The 18,476-nt window shown below is 68.5% G+C and carries 16 protein-coding genes; 4 read left to right on the top strand and 12 right to left on the bottom strand.

All coding sequences use genetic code 11. The features are described 5' to 3' along the window. Positions 1-522: 522 nt before the first annotated feature. A complete protein-coding gene (rne, locus tag QC821_RS09165) occupies positions 523-3,756 on the top strand; it encodes a ribonuclease E (RefSeq protein ID WP_309720022.1) in 3,234 nt (1,077 codons plus the stop codon). Positions 3,757-3,860: 104 nt separating this feature from the next. Here rne and murB read toward each other — a convergent pair whose 3' ends face one another. Genes murB through QC821_RS09210 form a run of 9 tightly spaced genes read right to left on the bottom strand, consistent with a single transcriptional unit; the run spans position 3,861 to position 12,518 of the window. Further along, the gene (gene murB / locus QC821_RS09170) at positions 3,861-4,874 is read right to left on the bottom strand and encodes a UDP-N-acetylmuramate dehydrogenase (protein WP_422720100.1); all 1,014 of its coding nucleotides are present in this window, start codon (positions 4,872-4,874) and stop codon (positions 3,861-3,863) included. Next, positions 4,871-5,347 carry a low molecular weight protein-tyrosine-phosphatase gene (locus tag QC821_RS09175; RefSeq protein WP_309720027.1) on the bottom strand — a complete coding sequence of 159 codons (477 nt, stop codon included), beginning with the start codon at positions 5,345-5,347 and terminating at the stop codon, positions 4,871-4,873. The genes murB and QC821_RS09175 overlap by 4 nt, the downstream gene beginning before the upstream one ends. A gap of 14 nt (positions 5,348-5,361) precedes the next feature. Next, entirely contained in the window at positions 5,362-6,129 is a 768-nt protein-coding gene (kdsB, locus tag QC821_RS09180; protein WP_095622115.1) for a 3-deoxy-manno-octulosonate cytidylyltransferase, read from the bottom strand. Continuing rightward, positions 6,126-6,341, bottom strand: coding sequence for a Trm112 family protein (locus QC821_RS09185; RefSeq protein ID WP_309720031.1), 216 nt, complete (start codon positions 6,339-6,341; stop codon positions 6,126-6,128). The genes kdsB and QC821_RS09185 overlap by 4 nt, the downstream gene beginning before the upstream one ends. Continuing rightward, positions 6,338-7,372 carry a tetraacyldisaccharide 4'-kinase gene (gene lpxK, locus QC821_RS09190; protein ID WP_309720034.1) on the bottom strand — a complete coding sequence of 345 codons (1,035 nt, stop codon included), beginning with the start codon at positions 7,370-7,372 and terminating at the stop codon, positions 6,338-6,340. The genes QC821_RS09185 and lpxK overlap by 4 nt, the downstream gene beginning before the upstream one ends. Beyond that, a complete protein-coding gene (gene msbA / locus QC821_RS09195) occupies positions 7,369-9,114 on the bottom strand; it encodes a lipid A export permease/ATP-binding protein MsbA (protein WP_309720037.1) in 1,746 nt (581 codons plus the stop codon). The genes lpxK and msbA overlap by 4 nt, the downstream gene beginning before the upstream one ends. Next, complete coding sequence (locus QC821_RS09200) at positions 9,111-9,539, bottom strand: ExbD/TolR family protein (RefSeq protein ID WP_309720040.1); 429 nt, start codon at positions 9,537-9,539, stop codon at positions 9,111-9,113. The genes msbA and QC821_RS09200 overlap by 4 nt, the downstream gene beginning before the upstream one ends. Then, entirely contained in the window at positions 9,536-10,204 is a 669-nt protein-coding gene (locus QC821_RS09205; protein ID WP_309720042.1) for a MotA/TolQ/ExbB proton channel family protein, read from the bottom strand. The genes QC821_RS09200 and QC821_RS09205 overlap by 4 nt, the downstream gene beginning before the upstream one ends. A 10-nt stretch (positions 10,205-10,214) precedes the next feature. Further along, positions 10,215-12,518: a DNA internalization-related competence protein ComEC/Rec2 gene (locus tag QC821_RS09210; RefSeq protein WP_309720045.1), complete on the bottom strand. Its 2,304-nt coding sequence runs from the start codon at positions 12,516-12,518 to the stop codon at positions 10,215-10,217. 128 nt (positions 12,519-12,646) lie between these two features. On the opposite strand from QC821_RS09210, the gene QC821_RS09215 reads away from it, so the two are divergent. Next, the gene (locus QC821_RS09215; protein ID WP_309720048.1) at positions 12,647-13,189 is read left to right on the top strand and encodes a DUF2062 domain-containing protein; all 543 of its coding nucleotides are present in this window, start codon (positions 12,647-12,649) and stop codon (positions 13,187-13,189) included. Here QC821_RS09215 and QC821_RS09220 read toward each other — a convergent pair whose 3' ends face one another. Both QC821_RS09220 and QC821_RS09225 read right to left on the bottom strand, forming a co-directional pair. After that, a complete protein-coding gene (locus tag QC821_RS09220; RefSeq protein WP_309720050.1) occupies positions 13,190-13,906 on the bottom strand; it encodes an ABC transporter ATP-binding protein in 717 nt (238 codons plus the stop codon). Then, positions 13,899-15,140: a lipoprotein-releasing ABC transporter permease subunit gene (locus QC821_RS09225; protein ID WP_309720053.1), complete on the bottom strand. Its 1,242-nt coding sequence runs from the start codon at positions 15,138-15,140 to the stop codon at positions 13,899-13,901. Before QC821_RS09225 ends, QC821_RS09220 begins: the two co-directional genes overlap by 8 nt. A gap of 190 nt (positions 15,141-15,330) precedes the next feature. Between QC821_RS09225 and QC821_RS09230 the strand changes: the two genes are divergently transcribed. Together QC821_RS09230 and QC821_RS09235 are read left to right on the top strand one after the other, a co-directional pair. Further along, entirely contained in the window at positions 15,331-16,395 is a 1,065-nt protein-coding gene (locus QC821_RS09230; protein ID WP_309720055.1) for an agmatine deiminase family protein, read from the top strand. Then, positions 16,392-17,288, top strand: coding sequence for a carbon-nitrogen hydrolase (locus tag QC821_RS09235; protein ID WP_309720058.1), 897 nt, complete (start codon positions 16,392-16,394; stop codon positions 17,286-17,288). Before QC821_RS09230 ends, QC821_RS09235 begins: the two co-directional genes overlap by 4 nt. 229 nt (positions 17,289-17,517) lie before the next feature. Here the strand turns inward: QC821_RS09235 and QC821_RS09240 are convergent, their stop codons facing one another. Next, positions 17,518-18,465 carry a Nudix family hydrolase gene (locus QC821_RS09240; RefSeq protein WP_309720061.1) on the bottom strand — a complete coding sequence of 316 codons (948 nt, stop codon included), beginning with the start codon at positions 18,463-18,465 and terminating at the stop codon, positions 17,518-17,520. Between the last annotated feature and the right edge of the window lie 11 nt (positions 18,466-18,476).

Consider the following 18,476-nt stretch of genomic DNA (forward strand, 5'->3'; position numbering starts at 1 on the left):
CGCTCAAATGGGCAACCAGCGCCCGGACGATGCGCCTGCACGACAAACACGCAGGCCAGAGCGACGATCAAGGCCGCAGTCATGACGGCAACGCCGCATGCCCTGCCGCCGGCAGCAAGTAGCAGTAGATCACCAAGCAGTTGATAACAGATTTTGAACGCCACGCCCGACCCTGGACTCCTCCCGCCCCTTACGGCGCGAGCAGTACCGGCCACGGGAATACCTAACAGCGTGCCGGGGGCCGGCGTTGGCGAATCGATGAATGCCAGGTGTCTGGCGGATGACCGCAGGGCCGGATGGGCACGACGCCCGCCGAAACATGTCCTGCCTCCGCCGCGTACTCAACATGATCATGCCGTGGCAGGCGCCACCAGCCCCTGCCATGGCCGGGCGCAACCGCATCCGCGACATGCGCTGAGCACAAGCACGCAGCACCCAGAGGTTCGCCTTCGTCGACGCTCTGGAGCTCCTTCGTTGGGGCTCCCTGGCCGCCATCCGGCGCGCCTAGAATAGCGAGACAACATGAAACGGATGCTCATCAACGCGACACAGCCGGAAGAGCTGCGCGTCGCCCTCGTCGATGGACAGCGCCTGTACGACCTGGATATCGAATCCGGCGCACGGGAGCAGAAGAAAGCCAACATCTATCGCGGCAAGATCACCCGCGTCGAACCCTCCCTGGAAGCCGCCTTCGTCGATTTCGGCGCCGACCGCCACGGTTTCCTGCCGCTCAAGGAGATCTCCCGCGAGTACTTCGTCAAGGAGCCCTCGGGGCGCCCCAACATCAAGGAAGTCCTCAAGGAAGGCCAGGAAGTCATCGTCCAGGTCGACAAGGAGGAGCGCGGCAACAAGGGCGCTGCCCTGACCACCTTCATCAGCCTGGCCGGGCGCTTCCTGGTGCTGATGCCCAACAATCCCCGTGCCGGCGGCATCTCGCGGCGCATCGAGGGGGACGAGCGCGCCCAGCTCAAGGACGCCATGGGTCAACTGACCCTGCCCGACAAGATGGGCGTGATCGTGCGCACCGCCGGCATCGGCCGCTCCACCGAAGAGCTGCAGTGGGACCTCGACTACCTGGTACAGGTGTGGGAGTCGATCACCGAAGAGGCCGGCAAGCGCCCTGCGCCCTTCCTGATCTACCGCGAGTCCAATGTCATCATTCGCGCCATGCGCGACTACCTGCGCCAGGATATCGGCGAGGTGCTGATCGATAGCCCCGAGGTGCACCAGGAGGCACTGGCCTTCATCCGTCAGGTGATGCCCTCCTACCAGCAGAAGATCAAGCTCTACGCCGACGAGGTGCCGCTGTTCTCGCGCTTCCAGATCGAGTCGCAGATCGAGACCGCCTACCAGCGTGAAGTGAAGCTGCCCTCCGGCGGCTCGATCGTCATCGATCACACCGAGGCGCTGGTCTCCATCGACATCAACTCGGCCCGCGCCACCCGCGGCAGCGACATCGAAGAGACCGCGCTGCAGACCAACTCCGAGGCCGCCGACGAGATTGCCCGCCAGCTGCGCCTGCGCGATATCGGCGGTCTGGTGGTGATCGACTTCATCGACATGAGCCCGGCGCGCAACCAGCGCGAGGTCGAGAACCGCATGCGCGACGCCCTCAAGCTCGACCGCGCCCGGGTGCAGATCGGCCGCATCTCGCGCTTCGGCTTGATGGAGATGTCGCGCCAGCGCCTGCGTCCCTCGCTGGGCGAGACCAGCGGCGTGGTCTGCCCGCGCTGCGACGGCCAGGGCACGATTCGCGACGTACGCTCGATGTCGCTGTCGATCATGCGCCTGATCGAAGAGGAGGCCATGAAGGAGCGCAGCGCCCAGATCCGCGCCATCCTGCCGGTGCCGGTGGCCACCTACCTGCTCAACGAGAAGCGTAGCGTGCTGGCCGAGATCGAGCGCCGCCAGGGCGTCCAGGTGGTGCTGCTGCCAAGCCCCGATATGGACACCCCGCACTACGACGTGCAGCGCCTGCGCGACGACCATATCAGCGACGAGGACGCCGACAAGTCGAGCTTCGAGCTGTCCACCGATACCGAGATCGGCCAGGAGCCGGACCTCAGCGACAGCAAGCCGATCCAGCGTGCCGAAGCGGCGGTCAAGAGCGTGGTCCACAACGCCCCGGCGCCAGCCTCCCTGCAGCAGGATGACGTCCCGGCCGCCGCGCCCGAGGCCGCCGCCCCCGCAGCCCAGCAGCCGGCAACACCGGCAGCGGCCAACGACGGCGTATTCTCGCGGCTGGTCAAGGGCCTCAGCAAACTGCTCGGCAGCGACGAGACGCAGCCGCGCCAGCAGCCGTCTCAGCAAACCGCGAGCGAGTCGCGCCAGGCGCGCCCGCAGCAGCGTAGCGACAGCGAGGGGCGTCAGGAGCGCGGCGGCCGCGGCGGTCGCAACAATAACCGTCGCGGCGGACGCAATGACGCTCGCCAGGACGGCGGGCGCAGTGAGGGACGCCAGGAGAGCGATCGTCAGCAGCAGAGCGAACCGCGCCAGGCACGCGGTGACGCCAAGCCCGACGCCGCCAGCAATAGCTCGCGCCCCAGCGACGACAACCGTAACGGCCGCGGGCGTGGACGCGGCCGCCAGGATGACGAACGGCGCAGCGCCAACCGCTCGAGCGATGCCCGAGGCAGCCGCGACACCAGCAAGCCCCAGGCCGCCGAGGGCGCCCCGGCCAAAGCCCAGGACGCCCCCGTCGAAGAGAACAAGCCCAAGGACGACGGCAAGCCCAAGCGCACGCGCAACAACCCGCGCAACCGCACCCGCAAGCATGCCGTGAATCCACAGGCCGAGGCCGAGCAGCAGCGCCTGCAGGCCCAAGCCCAGGAGGCACCCAAGGCCGAGGACGCCAAACCCGCCGCCGACGAGCCCAAGGCAGAGGCGCCTCAGAAAGCCGAGAAAGCCAAGGCCGAGGACGCCAAGCCCGCCGCCGATGAGCCCAAGGCAGAGGCGCCCCAGAAGACCGAGGACGCAAAGGCCGAGGACGCCAAGCCCGCCGCCGACGCGACCAAGGCAGAGTCGCCTCAGAAAGCCGAGAAAGCCAAGGCCGAGGACGCCAAGCCCGCCGCCGACGCGCCCAAGGCAGAGGCGCCCCAGAAGACCGAGGACGCAAAGGCCGAGGACGCCAAGCCCGCTGCCGATGAGCCCAAGGCAGAGGCGCCCAAGAAGGCCGCCGATGAGCCCAAGGCAGAGGACGCCAAGCCCGCTGCCGATGAGCCCAAGGCTGACAAGGCTGAAGGGCCCAAGGCTGACGCCAAGCCTGCCGCCGACGAACCCAAGGCAGAGGCGCCCCAAAAAGCCGAGAAAGCCAAGGCCGAGGACGCCAAGCCCGTCGCCGACGAGCCTAAGGCAAAGGCGCCCAAGAAAGCCGAGGAAGCCAAGGCCGAGGACGCCAAGCCGGTGACCGACGACCCCAAGGCTGAAGAGCCCAAGGCTGACGCCAAGCCCGCCGCCGACGAGCCTAAGGCAAAGGCGCCCAAGAAAGCCGAGGAAGCCAAGGCCGAGGACGCCAAGCCCGCCGCCGACGACCCCAAGGCTGACGCACCCAAGGCCGAGGACGTCAAGACGGCCGCCGAAGAGCCCAAGGCAGACGCACCCAAGGCCGAAGAGCCCAAGGCTGACGCCAAGCCGGCCGCCGCGGAAGGCAAGGCCGATGCGGCAGCGCGTCGCCGCCGCCGGCGTCGCGCCCACAACGACCCACGCGAGATCCGTCGCCGCGAGCAGCAGCCCAAGGCTGACGACAGCCAAGCGTGATGGACCCGGGCGCCGACGTCATGTCGGCGCCCTTCTTGCAACGCACAACGACAACGCCCGCAGGCACAGCCTGCGGGCGTTGTCGTTGATGGCCTGCGGATACCTCAGCGTGCCAGACGCGGCTCCCGCGACAGCATCACCCCGAAACGCGCCTCGACCGCTGCGGCAACCTCCTCGGCAAACGCCAGCAGCCCCTCGGCGTCGCCGCCGCCATGGTGTACCAGCACCAGCGCCTGGCGCTCATGCACGCCGAACGCGCCGCGTCGCATCCCCTTGAGTCCGCAGCGGTCGATCAGCCAGCCCGCGGCCAGCTTGACCCGCCCATCGGGCTGGGCGAAGTGCGGCATATCCGGGGCTTGTTCGAGCAGTCGCCGCGCCTGCTCGGCGCTCACCAGCGGGTTCTTGAAGAAGCTGCCGGCGTTGCCGAGCTGGGCCGGGTCGGGCAGTTTCTCACGACGAATCGCCGACACCGCCTCGGCAACCTCTAGCGGTGTCGGCTCGGCGCCCACCCGCGAGGCCAGGTCGCCGTAGGCTAACCGCGGCTGAGGGCTTTCGCTCAGCGTCAAGGTCAGGGCCGTGATCACCACGCGCCCTTCCAGCTCCCCCTTGAAAATGCTGTCACGATAGCCGAAGTGGCACGCGGAAGCGGGCAGCGTCTGCTGGCGCCCCGAGGCCAGATGCAGCAGCTCGACGCTTTCCAGCACCTCGGCCAGCTCCACGCCATAGGCGCCGATGTTCTGGATCGGCGCCGCACCGCAGTGGCCGGGAATCAGCGCCAGGTTCTCCAACCCCCACCAGCCGCGGGTGACGCTCTCCGTCACCAGCGTATGCCAATTCATGCCGGCCTCGACCCGCAGCGTGACTTGTCCATGCGCTTCGCGCCGATGGCGCCACTCGGCAAAGGTCGGCTGGACCACCAGGCCTTCCAGACGTCGCGGCAGGATCAGGTTGCTCCCTCCGCCCAGCACGGTCAGCGGCCATGCCTGCCGCCGCGCAGTCTCCAGCGCGGCGGCAAGCGTCGCCGGCGTCTCGGCGGCGATGAAGCGCTCGGCCACGCAGGGCAGGCCCAGGGTATTGGCGCGCTGCAGGTCATGATCAAGCGCAGGCGTCACCTTCACCGCGCGTGCCCCAGGCGCTGACGCAGGTGCTCGATCAGGCCATCGGCGGCGCGCTCCACCAGATCGAGCACCTCATCGAAGCCCTGCTCGCCACCGTAATAGGGGTCGGGCACGGCGCGACCCGGCTCGCCGGCGAAGTCGAGCAGCAGCCCGACATGCGCGGTGCAGTCGTCGGGCCGCATCGCCTCGAGGCTGGCCAGGTTGTCATCGTCCATGGCCAGCAGATAGTCGAAGCGGGCAAAGTCCGCGGCGTCGAGCTGCCGGGCGCGCAGCTGACTCACGTCGACCCCGCGCTGCCTCGCCGCCGCCTGCGCCCTGGCGTCCGGCGCCTTGCCGATGTGCCAGCCGCCGGTACCGCAGGAGTCCACCTCGACGGCCTCGCCCAGGCCGGCGTCGGCCAGGCGACGACGGAACACCCCCTCTGCGGTAGGGGAACGGCAGATATTGCCCAGACAGACGAATAGAATCCGCATATCACCTCCTTGCATCAGACTTGCTGCTCGGCCAGCCACTGGCGCACCCGGGCGAGATCCTCGGCGGTGTCGACGCCGGCCGGATGACGGTCACAGGCCAGCGCCACCTGGATGTGATGGCCATGCTGCAGCGCGCGCAGCTGCTCGAGCTGCTCGAGCTGCTCGAGGGGCGCCGGTGTCCAGCGACGATAGGCATTCAAGAAGCCGACCCGGTAGGCATAGAGGCCGATATGACGCAGCCAGCTGTCGCTGTCGAGCAGCCCGGGCCGCTCGGCAAAGGCCTCACGATCCCACGGGATCGGGGCACGCGAGAAGTACAGCGCTCGCCCGCGGAAGTCGCGCACCACCTTGACCACATTGGCATTGAACAGCGTCTCGACATCGCTGATCGGCTCGGCCAAGGTAGCGATCGAGGCCTCGTCGTCGGCGGCCAGTCGCGCCGCCACCTGGTCGATCAGCGATGCCGGCAGCAGCGGTTCGTCGCCCTGCACATTGACCACGATGGCGGTCTCGTCGAGCCCCAGCTGCTCGGCCACCTCGGCCAGCCGGTCGGTCCCCGAGGGGTGGTCGTCGCGGGTCATCAGCGCCTCGCCGCCCACCGCGCTGACCGCCTCGACGATGCGCGTGTCGTCGGTAGCCACCACCACCCGCAGCGCCGCACTGGCCAGCGCCTGGCGCCACACCCGCACCACCATCGGCTCGCCGCCGAGGTCGAGCAGCGGCTTGCCGGGCAGGCGCGACGACGCATAGCGCGCCGGCACTACCACCACGAAGTCGCTCATGCCGAGTCGCCCCCCGACGGCCCCTTGCCGAGCTTCTCATCGGTATCCATGACCCGCGCTTCCTCCTCCAACATCACCGGGATGCCGTCGCGGATCGGGAAGGCCAGGCCATCGAAGTGGCACTTGACCTCGGCGGCCTCACGGTCGTACTTGAGCTTGCCCTGGCATAGCGGGCAGACCAGCATGGCCAGCAGTTGCTTGTCTAACGTCATGATATTGAGCCCTTGGTGTCCTTGCAGTGGTTGGTAGCCCCGGCGAGACGCGCTTCGAGCCAGGTCACGAAGGCAGTGTCCGGCTGAGCCTCGACCTCCAGCGCCCAATGGCGTGGGTCGGCCATGGCCCGGCACTTGACCGCGTCCTTGGCGGTCATCACCACCGGGCGCGCGTCGTCGAATGCCAGCTCATCGGCCTGGTAGTGGTGATGATCGGCGAACGCATGCCGCTCCACCTCGAGCCCCAGCGCCGCCAGCGTGGCGAAGAAGCGCTGTGGGTGGCCGATGCCGGCAACGCCGTGTACCGCTGTCTCGAACGGCAACGGGCGCAGCGCGTAGCGCGCGCCGCTGGCCAGATGATGCCAGCGCTGCGGCGCAAGCTGCATGCGATATCCGGATGGCGTGGTGGGCGAGTCGTGCTCGCCATTGAGCAGCACCGCATCGACCCGCGCCAGCCGTTCGACGGGCTCGCGCAGCGGTCCGGCCGGCAGGCAACGCGCGTTGCCCAAGCCGCGCCGGGCGTCGACCACCACCAGCTCGATATCGCGCCCCAGCGCCAGGTGCTGTAGGCCGTCGTCGCTGATCACGATGTCGCAGCCGGCGTCGAGCAGCGCCCGGGCGCCACGCGGCCGGTCAGGGTCGACCACCACCGGCACGCCGCACTGCAGGGCCAGCATCAATGGCTCGTCACCGCAGGCGCTGGGCGGCGTATTGGCGTCGACCCGCAGCGGATAGCCCTCACTGCGCCCACCGTAGCCCCGCGATACGATGCCGGGCCGCCAGCCTTGTGCCGCCAGCCAGTCGGCGATCCAGGCGGTGAGCGGTGACTTGCCGGTGCCGCCGAGGGTGATGTTGCCGACCACGATGACCGGCACGGGTGCCCGCCACACCGGCTTGTCGCCGCGCTGGTAGGCACGCCTGCGGCGTTCGACCGCCCAGCGATAGAGTGCTTCCAGCGGCCGCAGCAGCGCGAGCCAGGCGTCACCGCGGTAGGCCGCCGCTAGCCAGCGTTCGCCGAGCCGCACGCTCATGGCAGCGCCGAGTCCTGGAACTGCAGCCGGTGCAGCGCCGCGTAGGCGCCGTCGCGGGCCAGCAGCTCGTGGTGGCTGCCCTGCTCGACCAGCCGGCCCTGCTCCATGACCAGGATGCGGTCGGCGCGCTCGATGGTCGACAAACGGTGGGCGATGACGAAGGTCGTGCGCCCCCGGCAAACCTCTTCCAGGGCACGCTGGATATAGCGCTCCGACTCGCTGTCCAGCGCCGAGGTGGCCTCGTCGAGGATCAGCAATGGTGCATCCTTGAAGATGGCGCGGGCGATCGCCAGCCGCTGGCGCTGGCCGCCGGAGAGCATCACGCCGTTATCGCCGATCACCGTGGCATAGCCGTTGGGCAGCTTGTCAATGAACTCATGAGCGTAGGCGGCCCGCGCGGCGGCCTCGATGGCGGCAGGGTCGGCATCCGGCACGCCGTAGGCGATATTGGCCGCCACCGTGGCATTGAACAGCGTGACCTGCTGGGACACGATGGCGATCTGGCGGCGCAGCGGCGAGAGCTGGTACTCCTGCACCGCCACGCCGTCGATCAGCACCTCGCCCTGACTGGGACGATAGAAACGCGGCAGCAGGCTGACCAGCGTCGACTTGCCGCTGCCCGAGCGTCCGACGATGGCGATCATCTCCCCCGCCTTGACCTCGAGATCGATGCCCTTGAGCACCTCCGGCTGGTCGTCGGCGTAGCGGAAATGCACGTCACGCAAGCTGACGTCACCCACCAGCCGCTGCGGCAGGCGCTCGCCGCGATCGTCCTCGAGGGGCTCATCGAGCAGTTGGAACAGCTCGCCGGAGGCGGCAATGCCCTTCTGAATCTCGCTGTTGATCTCGGTCAGCTGGCGCACCGGCTTGGCCATCAGCGAGGCCGCGGTGATGAAGGCCACGAACTCGCCGGCGGTCATGTCGTCGAGCAGCGCCGGCGACATCGCCAGCCACACCAGCAGCGCAAGCGACAGTGCGATCATCAGCTGGATCACCGGCGTGCTGATGGCCTTGGTCAGCGCCTCCTTCATGCTCTGCTGGCGGTTGTTCTCGCTGGCCTCGGCGAAGCGTGCCTTCTCGAAGGCCTCGGCGCAGTGGGTGCGCACCACGCGATAGCCGGATAGCGCCTCGGAGGCAACGTGGGTGACGTCACCCATGGAGTGCTGGATACGCTGCGAGATGCGCCGGAAACGCTTGCTGGCGTAGTTGACCACGCCACCGATCAGCGGGGTGACCGCCAGGAACAGCAGCGTCAGCATCCAGTTGGTCCACAGCAGGTAGCCGATCAGCCCGACCACGAACAGCCCCTCGCGGAGCAGGATGGTGATCGCATTGGTGGCCGCGCCAGTGACCTGCTCGACGTGGTAGGTCACTCGCGAAATCAAGTGGCCACTGGAGTGAGAATCGAAGAAGCGCCCCGGCAGATGCAGCATGTGGTTGAACACGTTGCAGCGCAGCGCGTGGACCACGTTGCGCGCCACGTTGCTCATGAAGTAGGTGCCCAGAAAGGTGCCCACGCCGCGGGCGGCGAACATACCGACCACGAACAGCGGCAGGAACAGCCGAAAGGCGGCGTCGGGGGTCTGGATGCCGTCGATCAGGCGCTTCATCATTTCCGCCAGCGCGGTGCTCGAGGCGGCATAGATCGCATAGCCGACCACCGCCACAGCGAACGACCGCCAATGCGGCTTTACGTAGCCAAGCAGCTGCTTGTAAAGGGCCCAGCCGGATTGTTGCGTCACGGTGTCTCCCCGTGTGTCGATGAATCTTGCCCATTGCGGGTTGCGATGCGGATCTGCTGGATGCCCAGCGCCCCGGCGCGATCGAGCGCGGTAACCACCGCGCCATGCGCGCTGTCACGATCGGCTTCGACGATCAGGCCGTGCTGGCGCGCCGCCTCGGCGACCTCGGAGAGCGCCGCCGCCAGGCCTGCGGCATCGAGACGCCGCTCACCGAGCCGATACTCACCCTCGCGGGTGATCACCAAGGTGACCGGCGAGGCTTCCAGCGGCGTGGTGCTGTCGCTGTGCGGCAGCTCGAGCTCCAGCGCCTGGCGAGTCTCGAAGGTGGTCGAGACCATGAAGAAGATCAGCAGCAGAAACACCACGTCGATCAGCGGCGTCAGGTTGACCTCCACCGGCAGGCGTCGGCGGCGCACGAACCTCATGAGGCGCGTCCGGCCACAGCCGGTGCGGCGCCAGCAGGCGGCTCGGCCAGCGAGACCGCGCCCTGGTGATGAGCCAGAAACTCCACCACCAGCCCGGCCTGCTCCTCCATGCGCACGGTGATGTCCTCGATCCGGCGCTGGAAGTAACGGTGGAACATCAGCGCCGGAATCGCTACCGTCAGGCCCGCCGCAGTGGTCACCAGCGCCTGGGAGATACCCCCGGCCAGGTCGGCGGTGCGCTCGGCACCGCCGGCGGTGACGATCACCGCAAACACCTCGATCATGCCCAGCACCGTGCCCAGCAGGCCGATCAGCGGCGTAATCGCCGCGATGGTGCCGAGCGGGCTGAGAAAGCGCTCCATGTCGTGGATCACTGCGGTAGCCGCTTCCTGCAGGCGACCGCACACCTGTTCATGGCCCAGCCGCACATTGCGCAGCCCCGCCGCCAGCACCCCGCCCAGCGGCGAGTGGCTCTCCAGCCAGTAGAGATTGACCGGCCCCTGGCGAATCAGGCTGCAGACCTCCTGCCCCAGCCCCAGCGGGGCGATGCGCCGCGCGCGCAGGGTCCACAGCCGCTCGATGACGATCACCATCGCCACCAGCGAGCAGCCCAGCAGCGGCAGCATCAGCCAGCCACCGGCAATCAGGGCGTCGAGCAGATCCATAGCGGCACTCCTAAAGCGCATCGAGTGGCGCCGATTCTACCCCATGACATCTGTCGCCGACACCGCCGCGCCACGCCGTCAGGTCGCGCATCGCCTCGCCGCGCGGCGCAGTCGCGTCGCCCAGCCGCCAGCTGAGCGCACCGTCGAGGGCGGTATTCCACAGGCAGCGGCCGCGCAGCCGCCGCACCACTCCATCGCCAGGGTGACCGAAGGGATTGTCGCGTCCGGCGCTGAACACCACCTGCCGGGGGTCGAGCAGCTCGACCAGCTGCGGCCCGGTACTGGTATGGCTACCGTGGTGGCCGGCCACCAGCAGGGTCAACGGGGCCTCCACGTCGAGCAGAAAGAAGCGCTCCACCCGGCGTCCCACGTCACCGGTGATCAGCAGCCGCTGGTCGCCGGCCTCGACCAGCAGCACGCAGGAGCGGTCGTTGCTCGACCACTCGGCGTTATCTCCGGGCGGCGGCCACAGCAGGCGAAACGTCACCTCGTCCCACTGCCACGACTGTCCGGCCTTACAGGGCGCGAAGGGGACCCCGATCTGCTCGCCACGCGGTGCCATGAACTGCCCCACCTCGTGTGCCGCCAGCGCCGCGACGCCACCCGCATGGTCGAGGTCGTCATGGCTGACGATGACCCGGTCGAAGCGCTGTGGCCGCGACCACAGGTCGGCCAGCGGCATGTAACCGGAGCGAAAACGCGGCCCGGTATCGTAGAGCAGACGGTGGTTGGCGGTGCGCAGATCGACCAACTGGCCCTGGCCGACATCGTGTACCCGCACCTCCAGTTGCCCCGGTGCCACCTCGGGCGGCGCCAGCGACAGGGGCACTAGCCCCAACCCGAGGCTCAGCGCCAGGCGCAGGCGTCGCGGTACCCCCGGCAGCGCCCAGCAGGCCGCCAACAGCATCAGGGCGAGAGCCAGCGGCGCGCGCTGCCAGGGAGCCGGCAACCACACCGGCAACCCGTTCATGGCCACGCCGAGCAGGCCATGCAGCGCCTCGGCCAGCACCCCGAACAGCCACCAGCACAGCGCCGACAGCGGCGGTATCCAGGCCAGCAGCCAACCGAGCAGCCCCAGCGGTACCATCAGCGAGCTGACCAGCGGCACCGCCAGCAGATTGACCAGCGGTGCCGCAGGCGCCAGCCGGTCGAAGGCCAACAGCACCGCCGCCGCCATCAGCGGCGCCAGCAGCAGCTGAGTGCGCAGCAGCGCCCATAGCCAGCCGCGCACCCCACGCGGGCGCTGCCGCCCCTGCCAGATCACGATCAGCAGCGCCACGGCAAGAAACGATAGCCACAGCCCCGGCCGCCACAGCGCAATCGGGTCGAACAGCAGTACCGCAGCCAGGGCCAGCCACCAGGCCTGCCACGGCCCCGGGGCGTGGCGCCCGCTGGCCACCCATAGGCCGACAAGGGTCATCAGCATGGCGCGCTGGGCCGGCGGCGCGAAACCGGCCAACAGCGCATAGCCCACCGCACTCGCGCCGGCCAGCCACCACGGCCAGGTCGACAGGCGCCAGCGTGTGGGCGTGGCGAGCCGCGCGACGCCGCGCCCCAGCAGCAGGGTGAAGGCCGCCACCAGCCCCACGTGCAGCCCGGAGATCACCACCAGGTGGGTGGTGCCGGTGGCATTGAGCCGCGCCCAGTCGTCGTCGCTGAGGCGCTCCGCGGCTCCCAGCGTCAATGCCGCCAGCCAACGCCGTGCCACCCCCTCCTCCAGGCGCCGGTCGAGATATGCAAGGCCCTGCCGGGCGGGCCGCGGCGGCGCCGACGACAGTCGCAGCGGCGCAGGCTCGCGGCGCACATAGCCGCTGGCATCGATGCGCTCGCGCCACAGCCAGGCGGCATAGTCGAAGGTGTGGGGATTGGCGAAACCGGTCGGCGGACGCAGTCTTACGGCAAACTGCCAGCGCTCGCCAGGTCGCATCTCGGGTGCCTGCCCCTCGGCGTCGAACAGCGTCAAGCGGACTCGCCGCAGGCGCTCGCAGGACGGCCGCGGCGCGGCCTCGGGGCGGCACCCCTCGACCGCGACCAGCAGGCGCGTCAGTTCACCCTGGGGTTCGACCTGCAGCAGCCGTCCTTGCAGCTGCAGGTCCTCGCGGGAGAGGCCCTGGGGCAGACTTGCTGAGCCCGCCTGCAGCACCGGCCAGGCAGTGAGGGCAGCCACCAGCAGCAACGCCATCCAGCGCCAGTGCCGCCAACCCAGCAGCCCCGCCACCAGCCCCGCTTCGACCAGCCCCGCCGGCGCCACATCGCCGACGAAAATTCCCAATAGTGCCGCCAGGGCCAGCGGCAGCGCCCATCCCATGCGCATCGTCGCTCCACGTCCATGTGTCGCCGCTCAGGGTGGCACGCTAAATAGGGTGCCAAATCATGGCGGGCGATAAGCCTAGTATGGATAATAGCTGACTTCGAGCCACCCCAGCGCCACACGAGCCCGCCATGCCGCGCCGACTGCTACAGCGCTATATGCCTCACCCCGAGACCCTCAAGCGCAACAGATCGCTGCGCTTCATGGGGCATCTGATCGGCGACCCCTCGCTGTGGGTGCTGTCGCGGCGCAGCGTGGCCAACGCCTTCATGGTGGGACTGTTCAGTGCGCTGCTGCCGATACCGTTCCAGATGGTGGTGGCGGCCTTCGGTGCCTGGCTGCTGCGCTGCAATCTGCCGCTCTCGGTGGGGCTGGTGTGGATCACCAATCCGCTGACCATGCCGCTGATCTTCTACGGCAACTACCGCATCGGCGCCTGGTTGCTGGACACCCCGGCCCGCGAGGCGCCCACCCGGCTGTCGACACGCTGGATCGCCGAACAGATGGTCGACATCATGCCGATCCTGGTGGTGGGGTCGCTGGTCTCGGCGGTGGTGGTGGGGCTAGCCGCCAACCTGGTGATTCGCCTGATCTGGCGCTGGCAGGTATCACGTAGCTGGCGCCGCCGACGCTTGCGTCGGCGGCGCTGTCGGCGCGACGGCGAGGAGTGCTGATCAGGCCGCGGTGAGACGGCCGCCGTCGAGACGCATCACGCGGTCCTGGTGGGCCGCCAGCGCCGTGTCGTGGGTCACCACCACGAAGGCGCAGGCGGTGGTCCGCGCCAGCTCGTCCATCAGCGCCAGGATGCTCGCCGCGGTGGTCTGGTCGAGGTTGCCGGTAGGCTCATCCATCAGCACCAGGCTGGGATCGGTGATCAGCGAGCGGGCAATCGCCACTCGCTGACGCTCACCGCCGGACAGCTCGCCGGGCTTGTGCTCTGCGCGCTCGGCCATCCCCACCCGGGCGAGGATCTCCCGCGCCCGAGCCTGGGCCTGCTTGCGCGACTGGCCGCGGATCATCAGCGGTAGCGCGGCATTTTCCAGCGCCGTCAGTTCGGCCAGCAGGTGATGGAACTGATAGACGAAACCGATATGGCGGTTGCGAAACTTGCCCAGCGCCGCCTCCTTGAACTGTGCCAGCGACTCTCCCGCCACCTTGACCTCGCCGGCGCTGGGGCTGTCGAGCCCGCCGAGCAGGTTGAGCAGCGTGGTCTTGCCCGAGCCTGAGCTGCCGACCACCGCGACCCGCTCGCCGGCGTGCACCTCGAGGTCCAGCTCGTGGAGCACGGTCAGATCCTGTGGCCCCTCGCGGTAGGTGCGGGTCAGGCCGCGGCACTCGAGCAGCACCTTGCCCGCCACCTGCGCGGCGGGATTATTGACGTCGTCACTCATAGCGCAGCACCTCGGCAGGTTGAATCCGTGCCGCACGCCAGGCCGGATAGAGCGTCGACAGGAAGGTCAGCACGAAGGCCGCACCAACGATGTTGCCGACATCGGCCCAGTCCAGGCGCGACGGCAGATGACTGATGAAGTAGACATTGGAATCGAGGAACTGGATGCCCAGCACCGATTCGAAGAAGTTGATGATGTCCGAGATACTGAGCGCCAGGATCACCCCGAGTATCACCCCGATCAATATCCCGATGATGCCGATCGCCAGGCCCTGGACGATAAAGATGCCCATGATCGAGCGCGGCGTGGCGCCGATGGTGCGCAGGATGGCGATATCGGCATGCTTGTCGGTGACCACCATCACCAGCGTCGAGACGATGTTGAAGGCCGCCACGGCGATGATCACCGTCAGCAGCAGGCCGATCATGCGCTTCTCCATCTGGATCGCCTGGAACAGGTTGCCGTGGGAGAAGGTCCAGTCGATGCCGCGGTAGCCGCTGCCCAGCTCATCGATGATCGCGCGGGTCTCGCTGTTGGCGACGAACAGGTCATCGAGCTGCAGGCGTAGCCCCTCGACGTTGTCGCCGAGACGCGCCAGGGTCTGCATGTCCTCGATATTGGCATATGCCAGGCCGGCATCGAGATCGGCGCCCACGCTGAAGATACCGCTGACCGTGAAGCGCTTGAGGCGTGGAAAGACCCCCGCCGGGGTGATCGAGGCCTCGGGTACCAGCAGCGTCACCCGGTCGCCGACGCTGACGCCCAGGCTGCGCGCCAGCATCGAGCCGAGCACCAGGTTCCACTCCCCGGGCTGCAGATCGTCGAGACTGCCCTGCTGCATGTGGCGGCCGATGATCGATACGCGATCCTCCCATTCGGGCTCGATACCGTTGACCATGGCGCCCTCGTTGCGCCCGCCCACCGAGAACATGCCCTGCTGCTGGATGTACGGCGCCGCGCCGATCACCCGCTCGCGCTGGGTCAACTCCTCGGCCAGCGACTGCCAGTCGCTGAGGCCTTCGCGCACCTCGATCTTGGTGTGTGGCACCATGCCCAGGATGCGATTGCGCAGCTCGTGGTCGAAACCGTTCATCACCGACAGCACCAGGATCAGCACGGCGACGCCGAGCATCAGCCCCAGCATCGAGGTCAGCGAGATAAACGAGATAAAATGATTGCGGCGCTTGGCCCGCACGTAGCGCAGACCAAGCATGATGGGCAAGCGGTCGAGCATCGCGATCGGTTCCTTGTCAGAAGGCGCACATGGTAAGGCTTTTTCGCCTCAGGTGCATCGTTGTCCGTGGCGGCATCCGGGCCACCCGCGCCACAGCATGACAGGCTTGCATCCACACCGACAGCGCCCTACATTGCGCGCTTTGGCCCCGGCCCCGCCGGCCACGATCCATCCAGCGTGAGAAGACCGCATGGCGTTACGTGTGTTCCCCGAATGGCACCCCCAGGATGCCGTCCAGTTGACCTGGCCCCACGCCGCAAGTGACTGGGCACCGACCCTGGCATGCATCGAGGCGACCCTGGAAGCCATGGTGGTGGCCATTGCCCGCTACCAGACGGTGCTGATTGCCGTCAATGCCGCGGCCACCCGCCAGCGCCTGGCGCAACGCTTCGCACGCCTCGGCGTCAGCGACGAGCGCCTGCGACTTGTGGTCGCAGCAGGCGACGACACCTGGGCCCGCGATCACGGACCGATCGGCGTCGAGCAGGACGGACAAGTGGTACTGCGCGACTTCACCTTCACCGGCTGGGGCGGCAAGTTCGCCGCCGAGCGCGACAATCTGCTGAGCCAGCGGCTGGCCGAACAGGACGTGTTCGCCGCCCCACTCGACACCCGCGACCTGGTGCTCGAGGGAGGCGCCATCGACAGCGACGGCCAGGGCACCCTGCTGACCACCGAGGCCTGCCTGCTCAACCCCAATCGCAACCCGCACCTCGATCGCCGCGGCGTGGAAGCCGAGCTGGCCGCGGCGCTCGGTGCCAGCCGTGTGCTGTGGCTGGCACACGGCCATCTCGAGGGCGACGACACCGACAGCCATATCGATACCCTGGCACGCTTCTGCGACCCGCAGACCATCGCCTATGTCCACTGCGACGACGAGCACGACGCCCACTACCCGGCACTCGCCGCCATGCGCGCCGAGCTCGAGGCGCTGCGCCAGGCCGACGGTGCGCCCTACCGGCTGGTGCCGCTGCCCTGGCCGCGGCCCTGCTTCGACCCCGACGACGGACACCGGCTGCCGGCCACCTACGCCAACTTCCTGATCATCAACGGCGCCGTCTTGGTGCCCACCTACGCCGACGCCGCCGACGCTCGCGCCCTGGCGGCCCTCGCCGGGGCCTTCCCCGGACGCGATATCATCCCCATCGACTGTCGCCAGGTGATTCGCCAACATGGCAGTCTGCACTGCCTGACCATGCAGCTGCCCCGCGGCAGCCTGGCAGGCGCATCCCACTCAGCGGAGGGAACCCCATGAAGCATACTCTGACGGTTGGCCTGGTCCAGCAGGCGGCCTGGCCGGACAAGGCCAGGAGCCTCGCCGAGAGTGAGCGCGGCGTGCGCGACCTGGCGGCCCAGGGCGCCCAGCTGGTGATGCTCCAGGAGCTGCACGCCACCCACTACTTCTGCCAGTACGAAGACCCGGCGCTGTTCGATCTCGCCGAACCGCTGGACGGCCCCACCGGCCAGCGGCTGGCGGCGCTGGCCGCCGAGCTCGACATCGTGCTGGTCGGCTCGCTGTTCGAACGCCGCGCTGCCGGCCTCTACCACAACACCGCGGTGGTCTACGACCGCCAGCAGGGGCGCGTCGGCCACTACCGCAAGATGCATATCCCCGACGACCCAGGCTTCTACGAGAAGTTCTACTTCACCCCCGGCGACGCCGACGCCGCGCAGGGCTTCCAGCCCATCGACACCTCGCTGGGTCGCCTGGGTCTGCTGGTGTGCTGGGACCAGTGGTATCCGGAGGCTGCGCGACTGATGGCGCTGGCCGGCGCCGAGCTGCTGCTCTACCCCACCGCCATCGGCTGGCATCCGCCGGATGACGATGCCGAGAAGCGCCGCCAGAAGGACGCCTGGACGCTGATCCAGCGCAGCCACGGGGTGGCCAACGGCCTGCCGGTGCTGGTTGCCAACCGCGTCGGCCACGAGCCGGACCACAGCGAGGTGAGCCCGGGCATCGACTTCTGGGGCGGCAGCTTCGTGTGCGGGCCCCAGGGCGAACTGCTGGCCCACGCCGGCGAGCAGAGCGAGACCCTGCTGGTCGAACTCGACATGGCCCGCGGCGAAGACACCCGGCGCATGTGGCCCTACCTGCGCGACCGGCGCATCGACGCATACGGGGATCTGACCCGGCGTTATCGGGACTAGGGAGAGATTTGCAGATACGCGGCTACCCCGGGGACAGGCTTTCGCGGAGGCGCTATGAACCATCCCTGGGCGCTACCGATGCCCTGCTGCGCTCTCGCATCCTGCTTCGCTTGCAGGACCGGAGCTGGCCATCCGTGGCCAGCTCGTTCGGAGCAGTGCTCCGAACCCCTGGCATCGAACCTCCGCTCCAGCCTGTCCCCGGGGCCGCTCTTGTGGCTAACGTTTCAGCTTACTTCCAGAAATCGCGGATCGAGGCGATGCCCTGGGCGCCGACCGCGCGGGCGTGGTCGGCGTCGAAGCGGGTCATGCCGCCCAGCGCAAACACCGGCGTGCCGGCGGTCTCCACCAGCTGCTGGAAGTCGTGCCAGCCCAATGGCGCGGCATCCGGGTGGGTAGGCGTGGTACGCAGCGGCGAGAGAGTGACGAAGTCGCAGCCGATCCGCGCCGCCTGCTCCAGCTGGGCGCGGTCGTGGGTCGAGGCGGCCAGCCACTTGCCCTCGGCGATGGGCCGCCGCTCGAGGCTCATCAGCCGCTCGCTGGTGAGATGGATGCCATCGGCGTCGACCTCATCGATCAGGCTCGGCTCGCCGTTGAGCAGCAGCCGCGCGCCGTGCTCGCGGCACAGCGCCAATGCCTGCTCGGCGCGCGCCACATAGGCCTCGCGCGCCAGAGACTTGGCGCGCAGCTGCACCAGGCGAATGCCGTCTTCGCGCAGCGCCCGCTCCAGCTTGGCCAGGAAGTCGGCGTCGGCCTCCTCCTCGGCGCTGATCAAATACTCGGTGGGCAGCATCACCGCGCGCAGGATCGGCAGGTTGGCCGCCGGGAACGGATAGTTGACCAGCTCCTCCATGGGCACCCAGCGCACCGCCTGGCCCTCGCGGCCAAACGGCTCACCGGCAAACTCATGGACCTGCCACACGTCGAGCAGGATATGCTTGTCCGGGTACTCATGATGCACGCGGATCAGCGGTTGGGCGCGCTGGATCTCGACCCCCAGCTCTTCATGCAGTTCGCGGCGCAGCGCCTCGAAGCCAGTTTCGTAGGGCGCCAGCTTGCCGCCCGGAAACTCCCACAGTCCGCCTTGATCGACGTTGGAGGGACGCCGCGCGATCAGCACCTCTTGTCGATCGCCGCTGACGATGGCGGCTGCTGCCACATGTACCCGTCTCTTGACCATTATCCTCGTAC

It is taken from the genome of Franzmannia qiaohouensis, from assembly GCF_031451695.1.
GTDB lineage: Bacteria > Pseudomonadota > Gammaproteobacteria > Pseudomonadales > Halomonadaceae > Franzmannia > Franzmannia qiaohouensis.